Raw genomic sequence first — 17,439 nt, 5'->3', positions numbered from 1 at the left:
CGCATGCTGCGCTGATCCCATGACCGAGGCCGATTTCGTTCCCAGTGCCGCCGTGGTCGGCGTGAGCGCAGCCTTGAGTGCGGTCCTGATCTACCTCCTCCGGCCCCTGCTCGTCCGCCATTTGATGGCGCATCCCAACGAGCGTTCCTCTCACGTCCAGGCCACGCCGGAGGGGGCAGGCTTTGGGGTGATGGTTGCGATCTTCGCGGTCTGTGGCGCGCTTCTCGTTTGGAAGCTCGTGCCGGCGCCGGACCTTGTCCCGGTTCTCCTTGGAGCCGCGGCCCTGATGCTTCTCGGCGGCGTGGACGATGCGCGCCCGCTGCCGGTCACCTGGCGGCTCCTGGTCCAGGCCGCCGTCGCGCTGGGGATCGTCTTGACCATGCCGCCGGACGTCCGGGTGTTGCCCGCGGTCCTGCCGACCAGCGCCGAACGGGTGCCGCTCGTGTTCGGGGCTGTGTGCTTCGTGAACGTGGTCAATTTCCTGGACGGTCTCGACTGGATGACCGTGGCCCAGGTGGTGCCGATGACGCTAGGCGTCGGGGCACTGTGGTGGCTGGACGTCGTCCCGCCTGGGATCGGCTTTCTGGCGCTCGCGCTGCTCGGCGCCATGCTGGGGTTCGCCGTCTTCAACAAGCACCCGGCCAGCATCTTTCTGGGCGACTCGGGCAGCCTGCCGATCGGATTGATCCTGGCCTACATGCTGATCTGGGTTGCGGAGGCGCATTTCGTCTCGGCGCTGCTACTGGCCCTCTACACGATCGCGGACAGCGCGCTGACTTTCGTCCGGCGCCTGCGCAACGGCGAGAAGGTGACCGCGGCGCACCGGACCCATTTCTACCAAAGAGCCGTTGCGAACGGCTTCCGTGTGCCGGAGGTCACGACCTGGGTCTTCCTGCTTTGCGGCTGGCTCGCGATCCTGGCCGTCGCCGCCGCACTCGCCCGATCGCTCGCGGCCGATATGGCGGCCCTGGCGCTCGGGATCGGCGGCGTCGCGCTCGTCCTGACCAACTTCGCGCGGGGGCGCTAGGATCAGATGCGTGTCCTCGTCACCGGCGCCTCCGGTTTCATCGGTCAGAGCCTGGTCCCGGCCCTGGCGAAACGCGGCTTCTTCGTCCGGGCCGCAGCCCGCGATCCCTCAACCATCGCGCAGGCGCCCAATGTGGAGCCCTTCGCGATGCCCGATCTCTCCCGTCCCGCCGATTGGACCGGGGCGCTCGAGGACGTCAGCCACATCGTGCACCTCGCCGGCATCGCCCATGCGCCGGGGGCCCTGCCGGACGATGTCTACACCCGGATCAACACCGAGGCCGTGGCCGAGCTCGCCGGCCAAGCCAAGGGCCGCATCGCGCGCTTCGTCCTGATGTCATCCGTGCGCGCCCAAGCGGGCCTCTCCTCCGAGGCGACGATCACCGAGACGGACCCGCCGGCGCCCACGGAAATCTACGGCCGGACCAAACTCGAGGCGGAACGGCGGCTCGCGGCGAGCGGCGTGGACTTCACCGTGCTCCGCCCCGCGGTGGTCTATGGGCCGGGCGTGAAGGGCAATATCGCCTCGCTCGCCACCATCGCCAAGACGCCGATGCCATTGCCGTTCGGCGGGCTGGAGAACCGGCGGTCGCTGGTGTCGATCGACAATCTCATCTCGGCGATCGCCCATGTCCTCGACACCGAGCAGACGCGGAACGAGACCTATCTGGTCGCCGACGCGACCCCGATCAGCGTCGCCGGGCTCGTGGCCGCCATGCGCGAGGGCCTTGGCCGCACGCCGCAGCTCGTGAAAATGCCCCACGGCGCCATCAAACGGCTGATGAAGTCGTTCGGCCGCGAGGCCGACTGGGAACGGGTTTGCGGCACGTTCGAGATCGACGCCTCGAAGTTGATGGCAACGGGGTGGACGCCGGAGGTCGCAACACCGGATGGGATCAAACGGATGATGCGCGCAGGTCGTTGACCGCCGTCCGCTGCGCCGGGCCGAGCGCCCTGTAGACGGCCATGAGCTGCCGTCCGACTTCCGGCGCCGAGAACGTCTCCTCGGCGAGCGCCCGCGCGGCTTTGGCACAGCGATCGCGAAGGTCCGCATCGCGCGCAAGCGTCGCCATCGCCTCGGCAAGAGCGGGCGTGTCGCCAAGCGGCACGGTCAGTCCGCTCACGCCGTCGACGACGATGTCGCGCGAACCGGGGACGTCCGTGACCACCATCGGCCGCCCGCACGCCGCAGCCTCCAGGAGGCTCATGGGCACACCCTCTCCGCCCCGGGAGGCGAGCACCGCAAAATGGGCCTTGGCCCACACGTCCCGGATGTCGTCCACATGACCGAGACAGGCGATGCCGTCGATCGCGGCAAACGCCTTCAACTGCTCCGGTTTCAACGAGCCCGAGTTCTCCGTGTCGCAGTCCCCGGCCAGGAGCAGTCGCAAGGGCACCCCTTGCGCGCGGACGAGCGAAAAGGCGCGGACGAGTTCCTCCACCCCTTTGACGGCGAGCATGCGCCCCGCGAAGGCCGCGGTCACCGGCGCGGACGGCTCAGGGAGCGGGACGAGGCGCTCGGTGTCGACACCGGACCCCGGGATCACCACGACCCTGTCGGCCGGAACGCCCAGCGCGATGAGAAAATTCTTGTCGTCGGGATTCTCGACGACCGTCTTACTGCGTTCGCGTCCGAGCAAGGTTCCGAGCGCGAAGCCGACGGCCCGCTGCACCGGCCCGCTGGGGGCGCCATCTGCGAACAGCGAACCGCGCCCCGTCATGTTGTTCACGACCGCGACGTCCTTGTGGCCGAAGCTCGCCAGTCCTCCGAGCAGCATCGGCTTCAGCGACACGTTGTGGAGAATCTCGGGCCGCAAATCCCGAAGAAGCCGCCGGATCTCGAGGACGGCCGACACATTCCCCCAAGGCGAGACGCTGCCGCGGCTCCACCCGAGCGCGTGCGCAATAAAGCCTTCCTTCTCAATGGCCTCGGCGCCGTCCCTGAGCCGCGTCGCAACATGGACTTCGTAACCAGCGGCCTTGGCCGCGCGCGCCATCGGAAGGCGATGCGCGAGAAAATACCAGTCTTCGGTGATGAGAAAGAGTACGCGCTGCGCCATGGGGCGAGCTTATAGCAGCCGTCAACGCCCTGTGAAAGGAAACGGCGCGCACGCCACCCAAACCGCCCGCCGATGGCTCCCGCCCTCAATTTCGTACCATTTTTCGGATGGAATCGGGCCACAGGACGCGTTATGTTCTCCCTCAACTATCGTGGGGATTCTTGGGGATTTGACGATGAAAGCGCTCGTTCGGTTTCTCGTGATTTGCGGCTTTGCAGGGTCGGCATTCGCGCCGCTCGGCGCAAATGCATTTGAGATTCAGGGCGAGGATGCGGAGCTTCCGACGAGCACCGCGGAACATCTCGGCCTTTCGCCCACCTATTCGATGCCCCAGTTCGAAGGCAGCTCCTTGGCCATGCCGTATACGAGCGGCGGCGACGGCACCGGCTTTGTCTCGGACTACGGCAACGGTATCGCCATCCCGGCGCCCGGAATCAGCCAGCCGACCCCGGCTTGGCGGTCCGGCCCCTATTTCCGCTAGGCCGCACGACCGACCCAGGCGCTACTGCGCGCGCTGCTTCTCCATCACCCGTTTTGTAAGCGCCTCGATCAGCTGCTTGACGTTCTGGTTGGCCGGGTCCGCCTTGGCGAGACGCTGGGCATAGGCCAGCGCTGCCGACAGATCCCCGTCCTGCTGCGCGTAGTTGACGAGCGCCGTCAGGATTTCCCGGTTGTCCGGATGCCGGTCGAGACCGGACTTCAGAGCTGCGATCGCCTCGCCGCGCTTGCCGACCGAATCCAGCCCGACCGCGTAGACGTAAAGATAGCGCACGCGATCCGGCTCCAGCTCGGCCGCCCGGCCCAGCTCCGTCACGGCTTCGTCGGGCTCCTTGAGGCGGACCAGGGCTAGGCCGAGCGCATGGTGCAGGCCGCCATCGTTCGGGGAGAGGCGCAGCGCCTCGCGCAGAACCGCCACGCCGTCGCCGTCGCGGCCTTTGGCCCGGTAGAGGTCGGCGAGATTGACGGCTGCCGGCGTGAAATGCGGGCTGAGCTCCAGCGCCGTCTTGTAGGCCGCCTCCGCCTGATCGGGTTCGCCTTTGCGAAGGTAGTAGCGGGCCAGCAGCGACTGCGACTCGGGCCGGTCCGCGTTCAGGATCTGCGCCGCGACGAACGCCTTCTCGGCCGCATCGAGCCGCGCGCGGTCGCCTTCCGACAAATCTCCCGCCGGTGTTCCGGCAAGCAGGAATCCGGCCTTGGCTCGCACGCCACGAACCGGATCGTCCAGGAGCGGAGAGACGAGCGGCCAGAGCTGCGCACCGGACGCCGTCTCCAGATGATCGAGCGCGGCCAGCCGGATCAGCGGATCGCGGTCCGACAGGCCGGCCCGAACCGTGCCGGCGGTCCGCGCAGACGGATAGGCCGTCAGTTCTTCAAGAGCGCTTGCGCGCACGAAGGACGGCGCGGCCTCGTCTTCGGCGACGGCCGCAAGGAGCGCGGCGGCATTGGACGCGCCGGTCCAGGCCGCATGGAAGGCGGGACCGAAGCTCTGGTAGCCCTTGCGCTCGGGCCCATACCAGTCCTCGATCGCAGCGGCCGCCCATTTGGCCGGTCTGTCGGCATGGCAATCCGTACAGGCATTGTCCACGCCCAGCGTCACGGACAGATCGGGACGGGGCACGCGGAACCCGTGATCGTGGCGCGTGTCGATGACCATGAACTCGCGCGCGGGCATGTGACAGGAGACACAAGTCGGCGCATCCGCGCCATCGTGATGGGTGTGGCCGGGCTCCTTGTAGCTGCTCGCATGGCATTGCAGACAGACCTCGCCGCCAGGGGCCCGCAGCTTGGCACTATGGGGATCGTGACAATCGCTGCAGGTGACGCCCGCGGCAAACATCTTGGACTGTTTGAACGAGCCGTAATTGTAGACCTCGTCGAGCATCTGCCCGTCGGGCTGATAAAGACCGCGCGCGATCAGCCCGACCTGGTGGCTGTCCGACAGAGGGCGCCCCGGTACGAAGGCTTCGGAGATGATGCCCCGGCGCGCATGGCAGCGTCCGCACATCTCGACTTCCTTGCGCACACTCATGGGAGGCGCGCTGCGTTTGGGCTGCTTCGTCTCAGGATCCAGCGACCATGTGACACCGGACCGTTCGTCGAACCGGGCGAGGAGACCCAGCGCCTTGTCGGCTGGCGATCCCGCACCGGCCTCTTTGGCCCAGGCGACGTGGGCCGAGCCTTCACCGTGGCAGGCCTCGCAGCCGACGGTGATCTCCTTCCAGGTCGTGTCGTAGCGCTTGGTCGCCGGATCGTAGCTCTTCGCGACGCCGGTCGAATGGCATTCGGCGCACATGAAGTTCCAGTTCTGGTTCAGCTTGGTCCAGTGCAACGGATCATCGTGGCCGATCTTCTCGTTGGGATAGAGGTGAAACCAGCGCTGACCGCCTTGCGTCTTGGGACGAGAGTCCCAGGCAATGGTCAATGCCTGGACGCGCCCGTCTGCAAATTCGATGAGATATTGCTGCAAGGGATCGAGACCGAACGTGTATTCGACCTCGAAGGTCTCGAGCGCGCCATCCGGCCCATCGGTCTCGACATAGAACTTGCCGTCCTTTTTGAAGAAGCGGGTCGTGGTGCCGAAATAGTCGAACGTGGCGTCGTCGAAATCGCCGAGCACCGTGTCGGCGGTCGCATGCGCCATGGCATGCGCGTGCTGGGACGGATGCCAGGCCGCACCCGCATCTTGGTGGCAGGTGATACAGGTCTCGCTCCCGACGAAGCGCAACGCGTTCGGCGATGTTGGACCTGCCGCGGACGCGACGGCGCGGTCCGCCGGCACGGCCTCGCCCGATGCGAGCACGTTCAACACCAGCCCCGCCGCGAGGACCGCCATGGCCGCGAGTGCGGCAACACCCATCAGCAGGAACAGCTTGGCACGCCGCGGCAGCGCCGATCCAGTGTCGCCGGCGGTCCCCGCTCCCGGCGCAGGCATGCGCGCCTGGTCTGGGGACTTCACGCTGCTGGAGGACTTCGCGCTGCTGGAGGACTTCACACTGCTGGAGGACTTGCGTCTGCTATCCAAGGCGATGGCACCCTTCGGCGGGTCTGTAGCGGAGGAGCGACTTTCCCACGAACAACGGGCAGGTGCCAGCACCTGCCCGTTTCATCGTCGCTCGCGATAGCGTGTTGGTCTGCTCCCGGCTAGAAGCTGTCCACGCAATCGCCAGTCAGGGACAGCACCGCGTCGCCCGTGGTGATGCCGGCGCGAATCTTGCCCGTCTTCTTGGAGAGGGCCGCGCTGAACGACCGGGGCGATTCCTGATTCTGGCCGATACCGTGGAAGAGAATGACGTCGCCCTTCTCCTCCATGTTCTTCATATCCACATCCCGCGGCTCGCTGCCGATGTCGTCCGACGTCATCACTTTCTTGTCGGTGTCGATCTTCAGCACCGGCGCCAGATTGGCGAAATCGAGCGAAACGCGGTGGCAGCCTTTGACCGCGTCGCATTCGTAAACGTCAGTGAAGGCGCACATATAGGTGCCCCCGGCGGACGCAGTCGCCGGAACCGCGAGCAGACAAATGAGCCCGAGGCCCGCTTTGGAAATCATCGATCGCATAGTCTGACTCCTATTGGGTAACGACGTAGCCGCGGCCTTGGAGGCAAAGCGCTCCGGCCTTGAGATAATCAGCATAAAGGGCGTTGAGGCGGCGAACGTCGGCGGACGTGCGCGTGTTGCCGAATCCGCCGGCGGTCCACCGCGGATCGGTGCCGCCCGCCGCTTCATTCAGCGCGGTCGAGACCTCCATGATCGTCCTCGTCCGAATCCCGGCCTCCTGGGCGACGAATGTCGCGGTCGGGTCGAAGTTCGTCTGCTGGACCGCCCATTCATGGCAGGCAATACGGTCCTTCTTGATCTGGGCGTCCGTGGCGCCCTCCTTGTAGACCATCAAGGCCTGTGCGTTGGCGACGGGGGCAGTGACGACGGCCATCAGCACAGCCGCGACACCACACAAGACGTGGCTCAATCGTTTCATAAGGTCCTTCTCCTTGGGCAGCGCCGTTGGGGCGCCTTATTACTCGGTGTCAGACTGGCACCAGGTCCGGACACGCCCTTTCGGGGGCGGCCGACACTACGGAAGCTATATCGCCTAGTCTGGGACATTCGGCAACGCATGTTTGGCAACGCGAACGCATGTCCGCACCTGGAGCGACCGGATTCCTCCAAGGCCGACTAATCGACCGAAGGAAATATCTGTTTCCAGTCGTCTTTCATGTCGACCACGATCCAGCCGTTCTCCACCGCTGCATCGAGGGCCTTGTCGAGACGTCCGACGTGGGAATCGCGGTCGTAGGCATATTCGCGTTCCGCGTCGGTGTGATGAACGATCAGTCCGAAGCGCGCGCCATCGCCGGCCGTGGTCCATTCCAGCATCTCGAAATCGCCGTCGGAATTGCCGAAGGCCGCGATGGGACGCTGGCCGATATGCTGGGTAATACCGATGGGCTTGCCGGTCTTGTCGTCGACGAAGTTCATCTCGGGGAGGCGCATGACGGTCGGTTCACCGTCAACCACCTCATACTTCGTCTTGATGCTCGACCCCACGACTTGGGCCGGCGGGATGCCGTAAACAGGTTCTGAGAAGTTGCGCACGAACTCGATTCCGCCGCCCGATACGATGTAGGTGGTGAAACCGTTGTCCCGCAAATATGCGAGCAGTTCGAGCATGGGCTGGTACACGAGCTCGGTATATTTGCGCTGGAAGCGCTTGTCCTTGGTCGCCGCCAGCCAATCGCCGACGATCTTCTGAAACGCCGAAGGCGTCATGCCCGCATGGCTCGCCATGATCAGTTCGGCGATGCCCTTCTCGCCCGATGCGGCAAGCGTCTTCATGTCTCCTTCGATGGCCGCCTTGAAGGGTTGCTTTTCCTTCCATTCGGGATGTTCGGGCGCCAGCTCTTTCACCCGGTCGAGGGCAAAGATGAGCTGAACGTAAGCGGGCTGCTCGACCCACAACGTGCCGTCGTTGTCGAACACGGCGATGCGGTCGGCGGGCGGCACGAAGTCGGGGCCGTCCTTGTCCGTCACTTTCTGTACGAAGGACTCGACGGCTTGCTTGGTGGGACCGTCGTTCCACGACGGAAGCGGATCAGCGTTGTCCGCCGCGCTTGCGGCCGAGACGAGCGCCATCGCGGCGAACGCGACCGCCGCACGGAAAAACCTGTTGGTCATTGGCCTTCTACGTCTCCAAAAAGAAATGGACCGCCGGGCAATCCCGGCGGTCCGCATCATCGACTAGTGACCGGAGATGTTCTTCTTCAACTTCTCTTCGATCTTGCTGAGGTTGAACGCGCCCGGCGTTTGGCTCGGCGGATAGTCCTGCATCGTCTGCAGGAACTTTCCCGCCAGACCTTGCATCGGAACCAGAACGTAAGCCCGGTCGAGCATCCAGTCGTCGTAGGTGTTCGCGTTATGCTGCGCGCGTTCGAACGGATCGCGACGCAGATTGAACAAGAGCGGAATGCGAAGCTCCACGAACGGCTCGCGCCAGACCTGGAACCCCTTGGCGCGGTTTTCCAGGAAGACCGCCTTCCAAGCATCGTAGCGGATCGCCACGATCTGCCCGTCGTCGTTCACGTAGATGAACTCCTTGCGCGGAGATTCATCAACCTCGCCGCTGAAGTAGGGCAGCATGTTGTTGCCGTCGATATAGTTCCGGTACTCGCGGCCGATGAGCTCCGTCCCTTCGGCAAGCTGTGCCTTGACGTCCGGATTGCCGGCAGCGGCCGCGAAGGTCGGCAGCCAGTCCTCGTGCGAAACGATGCCGTTCAGCGTCTCGCCTTCGGGGAAGTGTCCGGGCCAGCGCACGAACGCCGGGACGCGATAAGCGCCTTCCCAGTTCGAGTTCTTCTCGGAGCGATATGGCGTGATGCCGGCATCGGGCCAGGTGTTGTAGTGCGGCCCGTTGTCCGTCGAGTAGAACACGATCGTGTTGTCGGCGACGCCGAGCTCGTCGAGCAGGTCGAGCAGCTGGCCCACATGCATGTCATGTTCGACCATGCCATCGTGGTACTCGTCCCCGTCGGGACCGGAGATGCCGCGATGCTCCTCCTTGACGTGCGTGCGGAAATGCATGCGCGTCCCGTTCCACCACACGAAGAAGGGCTTGCCCTCCTCGACGGCCTTCTTGATGAAGTCCTTGGCGGCGGCGAGCGTCTCGTCGTCGACGGTCTCCATGCGCTTTTTCGTCAGCGGCCCTGTGTCCTCGATCTTCTGCGTGCCGTCTTCTTGCGCCCAGGAATGGATCACACCGCGCGGACCGAACTTCTCGCGAAAGGCGGGGTCCTTGGGATAGTCCTCGTTCTCCGGCTCCTCTTCGGCGTTCAAGTGATAGAGGTTCCCGAAGAACTCATCGAAGCCGTGGTTGGTCGGCAGATGCTCGTCCAAATCGCCCTGGTGGTTCTTGCCGAACTGGCCGGTCACGTAGCCGAGGCTCTTGAGAACCGCGGCGACCGTGGCATCGGCCTCCTGCCACCCTTCCTTGGCGCCGGGCAGGCCGACCTTGGTCATGCCCGTCCGCACCGGCACGTTGCCGCCGAGGAATGCGGCGCGGCCCGCCGTGCAGGACTGCTGACCGTAGTAATCGGTGAAGCTCAGCCCTTCGTCGGCGATCCGATCGATGTTCGGCGTCTTGTAGCCCATCATGCCCGCGGTTGTGTGGCTGATGTTCCACGTGCCGATATCGTCGCCCCAAATCACAAGGATATTGGGCTTGTCCGTCTTGGCTTCGGACTGGGCCGGCGTACTGGTCTCGGTTTCCTTCCCGTCTTCCTGCGCGAAGGCGGGGCCGGTGGTGACGGTCACGGACAGCAGTGCCGCCACGGCCGTCGCGAGACCGGCTCGGACGAGCCCTCTCGTTAGCAGTACCATTGGACGCTTCTCCTCTTGGGGCCAAAGTTCTTTGGTGCGGGGCCCTATTGTGCGACCAGTCTCGGAGGCCGGACTGGGCGGCAAGCTTAGCGCCCTTGCCTGCGCTTCTCTAGTCGGGATTCATGACACAGCCTTGTCTAATCATGACAAAAATGGGTTTGGCTTGCGCGGCGTTGCGCCGAAGCGCGACGTTTCGAAGAAGGCGATGAAAAACGCCCGCGCACGATAGGAAGAGGCAAAGGCCGGCCGCTCCCGTGGATCGTCGGCTCCTACCAGCGAAGCGCGATCTCGACGATGGGACCGTGCAACCACGCGCTCATGCCGACCTCGCCTCTTGGCGTCTGCTCCTCATAGCTGAGCCACAAGGCCTTGTAGCCGACCGAGGTCGTCGTCTCGAAACCACAAAAGGTTCCATCGATGTCGTAGGTCAACACCATCTGGGTGGAGAGTCCGTCGTCGATATTGAATCCGCCGAAATCACCCACGGCCGTTATCGAATGGCCGTTCCCGAAATCATGCTGGAGGCGCAGAGCGATGGTGGGGTCGACCCAGTCCATGTTGCCGGTGCCCACGATGGCGAACTGACCCCTGTAGTCGTTGCCGCTGAGGTTCAGAGCATTCTGAAGCAGCGCGACCTGCAGTCGCTCGAGGGACGCGAGCGCGGCAAGGGCTTGTCCGCGGTTCTCCACCCGCTGCAGCCGGCCGCTTAGCCGGGCGATCTGACGCCCGTAGCGCGTATCGGTGCGCAAGAGCTGTTTCCGCAACATCCTGATACGCGCCGCATTGGCTTTGGAACGTGCTTCGACGACGTCGAGTTCTTTTTGCAGGGCAGCGGCCACCCGCGTGCGACCCGCGGCTTGGGCCTGCGCGAGTTGTGCGGAGAGAGTCGCTTCTTGTTTGGTAAGACTACTGACCCGACTCTGACTCCGTTTGATGCCTTTGCGCAGGCGGTCGTCCCGCCGTACGTTCCGTTTGCCCGCTCGAATGATGCGGTTGTCGATGAGGTCCTCGCGCAAGGTATTGAATTCCTCGAGGGCCGCCACCCGCTGTTCGCGATTCTCGATCAGCTGGATGCGCCTCTCGATATCGTTGACCAGACGGCGAAGTCTGATCTGGGCGTTCGCGTCGATCTTCGCCTTCACCTCGAAGTCCTGCTGGATGAAACGTGCACCGGCCCCGACCTCGAGCGTGGTATCGCCTCGCTTCCCGCCGATCTCCGCCACTTGGTAGAACCCGCCGAACTGATAGACGCCGAGCGAATAGTCCGTGGTGCTCTGTCCGGATGCGCCAATCCTCAAAAACGGAATTGGCGTGGCCTCGGCGGCAAAGTCGTCGCCAAAGGCGAATTTGGAATAGAGCACATCGCCCCAGAACGAGACCTTCCCGTGCCGCGCTTCGAAATTGACCATGGCCGGCGGTGCATCGAAATGCTCGATCAGGTCGATCGGCGTCGCATAGATGTTGAAGTCTTTACCGATGGCGGTGGTGGTGCCCTCCACCCAGGGGAACCAGCCATACATGCCGCCCGTCACGGTCCAGCCGGAGGGCGCCGGCTCGGTCTCCTCGGCATGCGCCGCCAGGGGCGACAAGCCCCCGAACAGCAGACCTCCAACCAGGCCCAGTCCAACGCGACGCCACATACGGGTCCCCCAAGATCGTCCGCCAGGGAGACTAATGCCGCTTGGGCGCGCCGTTGATCGAATTTCCTTACGCTCGCGGATTTCTCAAGAGCTGTTGCCCGGAAACAACAGCATGTACGCGCCGCCGAGCGCCAAGGGGCGCGCCACTTTCGGCACGCCCCGACCTCTCGCGACCTTGTCCGTTTCCGGCTGTCTTAGTTCTGGAAGCGGCCGAAGCCGTGTTTCTTGATCCAGGCCTTCACCGCCATCTCGCCGATCGGGATCGTGTCGTAGATCGGCGGGTTGTTGGACATGAAGCCGACCTTGAACTGCGGCGGATACTCGAACAGCTCCTTCAGGTACCAACCGCCCGTGGTGCCGAGCGGTACCGCCATCGGGATATGGCGAATGCCGACCGACACGTCTTCTTGCGGGTTGGTGTAGAGATTGACCACGACCGCGCCGCCGGTATCGGTAAAGATCGAGCCGGAGAAGCCGCCGGTGTAACCGCGCTTCATGATGCCGTCCTCGATCTCGCCGGTCGTGGTCGCCTTGAACTCGTCGATCCGGACCGCGGAGAAGTACTGATTCAGCGTGTAGATCCGGCTGCGGCGGGCAGACAGGCCGCCATCGGCGATCAGGAACGCGGTCTGATCGACGCCGTCGATATAGGTCTTCTTGTCGAACAGGGTGGCCAGCTTCGCGCCCGGGTAGCCCGCGAGGTGCAACGCCGTCGGCAAGATGTCCGCCAAGTCGAACAACTGGTCGGACTTGCGCGCCTGGGTCATGCCTTTCCAGTAAACGAAGGTCGGCACGCGGACGCCGCCCTCCCAGGACGAGCCCTTGCAACCCCGGAACGGCGTGCGGCCGCGCGGCGGGATCTCACACTCAGGACCGTTGTCGGAGGTGAGAATCACCAACGTGTTTTCAGCCTCGCCGACCTCCTCCAGCTTCTTCATCAACTGGCCGAAGACGTAATCCATGCGCACCATGCAATCGCTGTACACGGTGCGGGCCATGGACCTGCCGGCCCACTCGTCCGGCGGATAGTTGTCGAAGTGGCAGCCGCGGGTCGCGTGATAGAGATAGAACGGCTTGTCCGAACCCTTCATCTTGTCGAGGAAGGCAAGACTGACATCCATCCAATGGGTGTCGAGGTCCTTGATGTAGTCGAGGTCGATGAGCTTGCCGTTCTCGCACTTCTCCGTGTCACCCGGCGTGCAGTGCACTTCGTAATGATTGAAGTTGTCTTCCTGCATCATCTTGAAGCGATCGGGCGACAGCGCGACTTCCGGATTGAAATAGACGTCGCGCCACTCGGTGTACATGTCCGACACGCCGAGAAAGCCGACATAGTCGTCATAGCCGACGTTTTGCGGCAGGGAGCCTTTGTTCTCGCCCATGTGCCACTTGCCGACGCCCTGGGTCACATAGCCCTCCTTCTTCAGAAGCATCGGCATCGTCGTGGCGCCGTCGAGACCGCCCGGCTCGCCATACATCGGCGGACGCAGAATGCCGTGATGCAGCGGGTTCTGGCCGGTATGGATGGTCGCGCGGGTCGGCGAACAAGACGGGGTGGAATAGGCTGAGGTGAGGATCAGTCCCTCCGCCGCGAACCTGTCCATCTCGGGCGTGGCGTTCCCGACCGATACACCGCCGCCGTTGAACCCGGGATCCATCCAGCCGACATCGTCGAGAAGGAAGATGAAGATGTTCGGCTTCTTGCCGGTCTTCTCAGCGAGCGCGGCAAGCTTGTCGGCCGCGTTCTTCTCTTTGTTGGGATGCCTGATCACCGGGTACATGTTCGGCGCAGGCTTCTTCGCCTCGAGATGCATGTACTGCTCCGGATGGCTGAAGCCGGGAGCCGTAGTCGGGCCGGTCGCACTGCCGCGAAGGTTGGATTGCGCAAAGGTGGGGCTGGTCGCGGCCAGGCTGAACAGTGCGGTCGCGCAGAGTCCGAACGATATGTGCCGAAACATTTGGGACGTCCTTTCGGTTGGATAGTGTGCCCGTTGGAGCAGATGGGTCGCCCCCCGCATCGATCGGCAACCCGATGGAGATCGCTCTGTGCACGGCGATTATCGTGGTCCACTTCCCCTGTTCACGTAACGAACGGATGACACCCTAACGCGCGATTCTCGGCGGTCCAACAAGCGGCGATAGCCGGCCGGGTCACGGCGGGGCGGCGTGCGGCGGCGAACCGTCCGAGCGTGAGGCTTGGCGACGCGCAGGCGCGGCTTGATTGCCTCGCGTCTGCGCAGATGCGGTTGGAGATGGTCCGTATCGCCTCCCGTCGAGCCACAAGGATTGCGAGCGTCATGAGCGACATCAGCGTAGAAGTGCTTGAGAACGGTCTTCGCGTGTCCCGGCCGGGAACGTCCTACGTCTTGACCTTCCTGCGAAACGCTCAGTGGCGCATGCTGGAGGCCCGGGAGCTCCTGGAAGCTCCGAGCATCAGCGGCCACGAGGCCTCGTTTGCGGCCGAAGCCTGGAAGGCCGCCTATAGCGAGGCCAAGGCCCTCGGCTGGCTTTAGGCCAGAGGCGCTAGGCGCCCTTCCCTCCGGCCCTTCTTGCTCTTTTGAATCAAACTGCGCGCTGCGGGTCACTTGCAACGCGGCGCGCGGGCGCCCCATCGCACCGCAAGAGGTCGCACCGCGTGGCGACAACCCTGCGCACAAAAAACCCCGGTCAGGTTTCCCTGACCGGGGCTGGCATTGCCGGAGAGATAGACTGCTCTGCTATCTCGTCGTCAAATTAGCCGAGCTTCAACGGCTCAACGACGACGGCCTTTTCATGATGGCCGAAGCAACCGCCGAGACCGATAGCGGCAGAAACGATGATCGCGAAAGCGACGAAAATGCGCATGGTTGGATCCCCCAAAAATTCCCTGCAGAATCGACATTTGATGGGACTCTTATACCCCAAGCCGTGGCGGGATGCTGTGCCCTTCGTGCCACAGTCGCCGTTTTTTGATGGGGGTCGGGGTCATACTAAAGTATTGGTACCGCTGACTGGATTCGAACCAGTGACCTCTTGATCCACAATCAAGCGCTCTAACCAACTGAGCTACAGCGGCACTTTGGCCTTCCGGCTCGCGGGAGCCGGACCCTACGCCCTGCGGGAGCCGGGGCCCCGCTGGAGCCGGGCTTCCGGCCAAGCCACAGCCTCTTCCCGAGAGGCCGAACCACGACGTCTCGGCAAAACGTCCCAAGCCGGCTGCCGGGCGGGCCGTTGGCCGGACCCTAAGGGCAGGCCTTGGTGGTTGCAAGACGGCGGTTGCGCGCAAGGGCGTCAAATCGGCCCTGCAAGCGTCCGGAGGCGCAGATTCACGACCGGATCGGAAAATCAAGAGGCGCCGAAAATAAAAGGCCCGGGAAGCGGCCCGGGCCTCGGAAGTGCTGACGCGAAACGCCACTGACAAACGCTGTTACGGGCGACTCTTTTGGTACTTCGTTACGCGACTCGTACGCGGTTACGCTACTTGCTACTCGACTTACTACTTGGCCACGCGAAGCGGATGCGAACGGCTTACGCCGACTTGCGAACCGCCTCGAAAGACTTGGTCATCTGGTCCTTCAGAGGCTCCGACGTGTCGGTCGCGATCTTCTTGGTAAGTTCCTGGATTTCGGCAGCCTGCCCAGCAAACACCTCGAACTGATCGCGGATGTAGTTCGACTGCAGCTCGACGATTTCGGCAAGGGTCTTGGCTCCAGCCAGGCTCTTGGCGTAGTCGAAGCTCGAATTCAGATTTCGCTGCGCGATGTCGATCAGCTTGCGATTGAACGCCGTGGCGCCCTGACCGGCGGCATCGAAGGAGCGCTCCAGCGCATCGATGGATTCGTCCAGCGCTTCCTTGCCGCGCTCATAGGCCTCGCGGGTCTGATTGACGGTCTTCTCCGCCATCGACCGAACGCTCTCAGGCACCTCGGCATCAAATTTCAGGGCATCGAATTCCTTGGCGGCGGTCTCGAATGACTCCGTCACTTTCTCCATGGCTTCCATGGGAGTCTGGGGCAGTTCTTCGGTCTCGGCCATCACGGCACCTCTCGGTTGATTTCCTCAATTCGCCAGCACGGGAATGAACGCGGATTGAACTCTCAGCCGTCGTATTTGTTGCACCGCAACTGTATTTTGTGCGCCGCGCCAATTCAAGTGACAGAGCTGTCAAAAAAGGCTCTATTTATCGGCGCTGGACGAATTTCTTGCTTTCGGCCTCTGTATCGAATCCAATTCACCTAAATTTAGTGGTTGAGTCGATCTGGCGCCGCTAAAGGTGCAAAATCTGGCGGAGCAGAACTGCCCATCAAATGTGCGCGAGATCTGCTCAGGAAGTCTCTCACCGGGGCGGACGATGACCGACCTCAGGCTGCAAAATCGGATAGGACAGGACGACCGGGAAGCGCTCGAGCACATCGCACGCGCACTGGAAGGCCGGGTCTGGCAATCCTGGAAGCGCCGGCGCAATGGCGAGGCGAACGGCCGGACCGCGCCGGAGACGCCCGCGGGCGCGTCGGCACGACGGACCGGCCCGGCGCCCCGCCGCCGCTCGACCCCGCTGGCGTCGGGACCCTGATCGAGGCCATGCCGGCCGCGATCGGGATCCTCAAGGGCGATGCGCTCACCACCGTGAACAGCGCCTTCGCCTATGCCTTCGGCTATCGCGCCCCGGCCGAACTGATCGAGGCCGGCGGCCTGGACGCCATCCTTCCCGACGGGCCCGCGAACCTGCTCGCGCATGCGCCGAACGAGCGCATTCCAGAGATTGCGGCCCTAACGCGCTCGCGGCGGCGCCTGACCGTAACGTTCATCTTGACCCCGCTCGACGGGGACGCACAGCTGCGCCTGTTGCGGCTGGTCGACCCCTCCGACATCGACCCCGCGGAGCTGGAACCGGAGCCGCCCGCGTCCGAGACAACGGCGAACGAGGCACCCGGGACCGGTCTTGAGGCGAACGCCGAAGTCCCGCCACCGGCGGACGCCGTGCACTTCGCACCGACTCCGACGCCCGCGCCGGAGTCCCCTCCCGAGACCGCGCCGCCTGCCGGCGCGGCGGAGACGGAGGCTCATGCCAAGCCGGAGGCAAACGACAAGCCTGAAGCAAACGACAACACCGCAACGGACGAGGCGGGCGCCGCGCAGGCCCCGGAAGCTGCGGCGCGGCAACTCGATTTCCTCGCCAAGGTCAGCCACGAAGTCCGGACCCCGCTCAATTCGATCATCGGCTTTGCCGAACTGATGCTGCACGAGCGCTTCGGGCCGATCGGAAATGCCCGCTACAAGGGCTATGCGGAAGACATTCATCAGAGCGGGCTTTACGCACTCAGCCTCCTCAACGACCTGCTCGATATTTCGAAGATCGAGGCCGGCAAGTTCGAGCTCGACTTCACCTCGGTTGACGTGGCCGAGGTCGTCGAGGCCTGCGTGGCGAGCCTGCAGCCCTTGGCCAAGCGGACGCGGATCGTGCTGCGAACCTCGTTCGCCGACGACCTGCCCGTGGTGGTCGCCGATCCGCGGCGCTTGCGGCAGATCGTGCTCAACCTCCTAACCAACGCGATCAAATTCACCCCGGAAGGGGGACAGGTGATCGTGTCGGGGACGATCGTAGGGGGGGAACTGCGCCTGCGGGTGCACGACACGGGCGTCGGCATGAGCGAAAGCGACATCGCCTACGCGATGAAGCCCTTCCATCAGCTCGACACCGCGCCGCGCCATCAATCCGGGACGGGGCTCGGCCTTCCTTTGACCAAGGCCTTGACCGATGCGATTCGCGCCCGGTTCGAACTCACGAGCGAACCGGGGGTCGGCACCTCCGCCGATGTGATTTTTCCCCGAGAGCGCCTTTTCCGGTCCTAGCGGCGAAGCGA

Annotated in this window: 14 protein-coding genes and 1 tRNA gene; 5 read left to right on the top strand and 10 right to left on the bottom strand. The window is 64.0% G+C overall.

What is annotated here, in order from left to right; translation table 11 throughout:
- The first annotated feature begins 19 nt into the window (after positions 1–19).
- Entirely contained in the window at positions 20–1,027 is a 1,008-nt protein-coding gene (locus AUC68_RS07070) for an MraY family glycosyltransferase (protein ID WP_069436956.1), read from the top strand.
- Between the two features lie 6 nt (positions 1,028–1,033).
- Complete coding sequence (locus AUC68_RS07065) at positions 1,034–1,951, top strand: NAD-dependent epimerase/dehydratase family protein (RefSeq protein ID WP_069436955.1); 918 nt, start codon at positions 1,034–1,036, stop codon at positions 1,949–1,951.
- Here AUC68_RS07065 and AUC68_RS07060 read toward each other — a convergent pair.
- The gene (locus tag AUC68_RS07060) at positions 1,923–3,086 is read right to left on the bottom strand and encodes a glycosyltransferase family 4 protein (RefSeq protein WP_069436954.1); all 1,164 of its coding nucleotides are present in this window, start codon (positions 3,084–3,086) and stop codon (positions 1,923–1,925) included. The two genes, AUC68_RS07065 and AUC68_RS07060, sit on opposite strands and share 29 nt — an antisense overlap.
- A gap of 175 nt (positions 3,087–3,261) precedes the next feature.
- Here AUC68_RS07060 and AUC68_RS07055 point away from each other — a divergent pair, with 175 nt between their 5' ends.
- Positions 3,262–3,567: a hypothetical protein gene (locus AUC68_RS07055; RefSeq protein ID WP_069436953.1), complete on the top strand. Its 306-nt coding sequence runs from the start codon at positions 3,262–3,264 to the stop codon at positions 3,565–3,567.
- A 21-nt stretch (positions 3,568–3,588) separates the two neighbouring features.
- Here the strand turns inward: AUC68_RS07055 and AUC68_RS07050 are convergent, their stop codons facing one another.
- From AUC68_RS07050 to AUC68_RS07015, 7 genes are all read right to left on the bottom strand, one after another.
- Positions 3,589–6,018 carry a tetratricopeptide repeat protein gene (locus AUC68_RS07050; RefSeq protein WP_141701138.1) on the bottom strand — a complete coding sequence of 810 codons (2,430 nt, stop codon included), beginning with the start codon at positions 6,016–6,018 and terminating at the stop codon, positions 3,589–3,591.
- 209 nt (positions 6,019–6,227) lie between these two features.
- Positions 6,228–6,644, bottom strand: coding sequence for a hypothetical protein (locus AUC68_RS07040; RefSeq protein ID WP_141701137.1), 417 nt, complete (start codon positions 6,642–6,644; stop codon positions 6,228–6,230).
- Between the two features lie 10 nt (positions 6,645–6,654).
- Positions 6,655–7,062 carry a hypothetical protein gene (locus tag AUC68_RS07035; RefSeq protein WP_141701136.1) on the bottom strand — a complete coding sequence of 136 codons (408 nt, stop codon included), beginning with the start codon at positions 7,060–7,062 and terminating at the stop codon, positions 6,655–6,657.
- A 197-nt stretch (positions 7,063–7,259) separates the two neighbouring features.
- On the bottom strand, positions 7,260–8,258 hold the full coding sequence (locus AUC68_RS07030; RefSeq protein ID WP_069436949.1) for an HAD family hydrolase: 999 nt from the start codon (positions 8,256–8,258) through the stop codon (positions 7,260–7,262).
- 63 nt (positions 8,259–8,321) lie between these two features.
- Entirely contained in the window at positions 8,322–9,956 is a 1,635-nt protein-coding gene (locus AUC68_RS07025; RefSeq protein ID WP_083240505.1) for an arylsulfatase, read from the bottom strand.
- Positions 9,957–10,225: 269 nt separating this feature from the next.
- Positions 10,226–11,596, bottom strand: coding sequence for a hypothetical protein (locus tag AUC68_RS07020; protein WP_069436948.1), 1,371 nt, complete (start codon positions 11,594–11,596; stop codon positions 10,226–10,228).
- A 194-nt stretch (positions 11,597–11,790) separates the two neighbouring features.
- Complete coding sequence (locus AUC68_RS07015) at positions 11,791–13,554, bottom strand: sulfatase-like hydrolase/transferase (RefSeq protein ID WP_083240504.1); 1,764 nt, start codon at positions 13,552–13,554, stop codon at positions 11,791–11,793.
- Between the two features lie 339 nt (positions 13,555–13,893).
- Here AUC68_RS07015 and AUC68_RS07010 point away from each other — a divergent pair, with 339 nt between their 5' ends.
- Positions 13,894–14,109 carry a hypothetical protein gene (locus tag AUC68_RS07010; protein ID WP_069436947.1) on the top strand — a complete coding sequence of 72 codons (216 nt, stop codon included), beginning with the start codon at positions 13,894–13,896 and terminating at the stop codon, positions 14,107–14,109.
- A 465-nt stretch (positions 14,110–14,574) separates the two neighbouring features.
- Here the strand turns inward: AUC68_RS07010 and AUC68_RS07005 are convergent.
- Both AUC68_RS07005 and AUC68_RS07000 read right to left on the bottom strand, forming a co-directional pair.
- A tRNA-His gene (locus AUC68_RS07005) sits at positions 14,575–14,651 on the bottom strand.
- 452 nt (positions 14,652–15,103) lie between these two features.
- Entirely contained in the window at positions 15,104–15,610 is a 507-nt protein-coding gene (locus tag AUC68_RS07000; protein ID WP_083240503.1) for a phasin, read from the bottom strand.
- A gap of 546 nt (positions 15,611–16,156) precedes the next feature.
- On the opposite strand from AUC68_RS07000, the gene AUC68_RS17120 reads away from it, so the two are divergent.
- Positions 16,157–17,428 (top strand): sensor histidine kinase, encoded by a 1,272-nt coding sequence (locus AUC68_RS17120; protein ID WP_069436945.1) that lies wholly within the window; start codon positions 16,157–16,159, stop codon positions 17,426–17,428.
- Positions 17,429–17,439 lie beyond the last annotated feature (11 nt).

This window comes from Methyloceanibacter methanicus (assembly GCF_001723285.1).
Taxonomy (GTDB): Bacteria; Pseudomonadota; Alphaproteobacteria; order Rhizobiales; family Methyloligellaceae; genus Methyloceanibacter; species Methyloceanibacter methanicus.
The sequence above is the reverse complement of the archived record's forward strand: the minus strand, read 5'-3'. Positions and strand labels throughout refer to the sequence as shown.

What these genes read in the sequence shown, in the direction of transcription:
- AUC68_RS07010 (WP_069436947.1), top strand. Translation starts at nt 13,894, where the DNA reads ATGAGCGACATCAGCGTAGAAGTGCTTGAGAACGGTCTTCGCGTGTCC.
- AUC68_RS17120 (WP_069436945.1), top strand. Translation starts at nt 16,157, where the DNA reads ATGCCGGCCGCGATCGGGATCCTCAAGGGCGATGCGCTCACCACCGTG.
- AUC68_RS07020 (WP_069436948.1), bottom strand. Translation starts at nt 11,596, where the DNA reads ATGTGGCGTCGCGTTGGACTGGGCCTGGTTGGAGGTCTGCTGTTCGGG.
- AUC68_RS07060 (WP_069436954.1), bottom strand. Translation starts at nt 3,086, where the DNA reads ATGGCGCAGCGCGTACTCTTTCTCATCACCGAAGACTGGTATTTTCTC.
- AUC68_RS07030 (WP_069436949.1), bottom strand. Translation starts at nt 8,258, where the DNA reads ATGACCAACAGGTTTTTCCGTGCGGCGGTCGCGTTCGCCGCGATGGCG.
- AUC68_RS07040 (WP_141701137.1), bottom strand. Translation starts at nt 6,644, where the DNA reads ATGCGATCGATGATTTCCAAAGCGGGCCTCGGGCTCATTTGTCTGCTC.
- AUC68_RS07025 (WP_083240505.1), bottom strand. Translation starts at nt 9,956, where the DNA reads ATGGTACTGCTAACGAGAGGGCTCGTCCGAGCCGGTCTCGCGACGGCC.
- AUC68_RS07015 (WP_083240504.1), bottom strand. Translation starts at nt 13,554, where the DNA reads ATGTTTCGGCACATATCGTTCGGACTCTGCGCGACCGCACTGTTCAGC.
- AUC68_RS07065 (WP_069436955.1), top strand. Translation starts at nt 1,034, where the DNA reads ATGCGTGTCCTCGTCACCGGCGCCTCCGGTTTCATCGGTCAGAGCCTG.
- AUC68_RS07000 (WP_083240503.1), bottom strand. Translation starts at nt 15,610, where the DNA reads ATGGCCGAGACCGAAGAACTGCCCCAGACTCCCATGGAAGCCATGGAG.
- AUC68_RS07050 (WP_141701138.1), bottom strand. Translation starts at nt 6,018, where the DNA reads ATGCCTGCGCCGGGAGCGGGGACCGCCGGCGACACTGGATCGGCGCTG.
- AUC68_RS07055 (WP_069436953.1), top strand. Translation starts at nt 3,262, where the DNA reads ATGAAAGCGCTCGTTCGGTTTCTCGTGATTTGCGGCTTTGCAGGGTCG.
- AUC68_RS07070 (WP_069436956.1), top strand. Translation starts at nt 20, where the DNA reads ATGACCGAGGCCGATTTCGTTCCCAGTGCCGCCGTGGTCGGCGTGAGC.
- AUC68_RS07035 (WP_141701136.1), bottom strand. Translation starts at nt 7,062, where the DNA reads ATGAAACGATTGAGCCACGTCTTGTGTGGTGTCGCGGCTGTGCTGATG.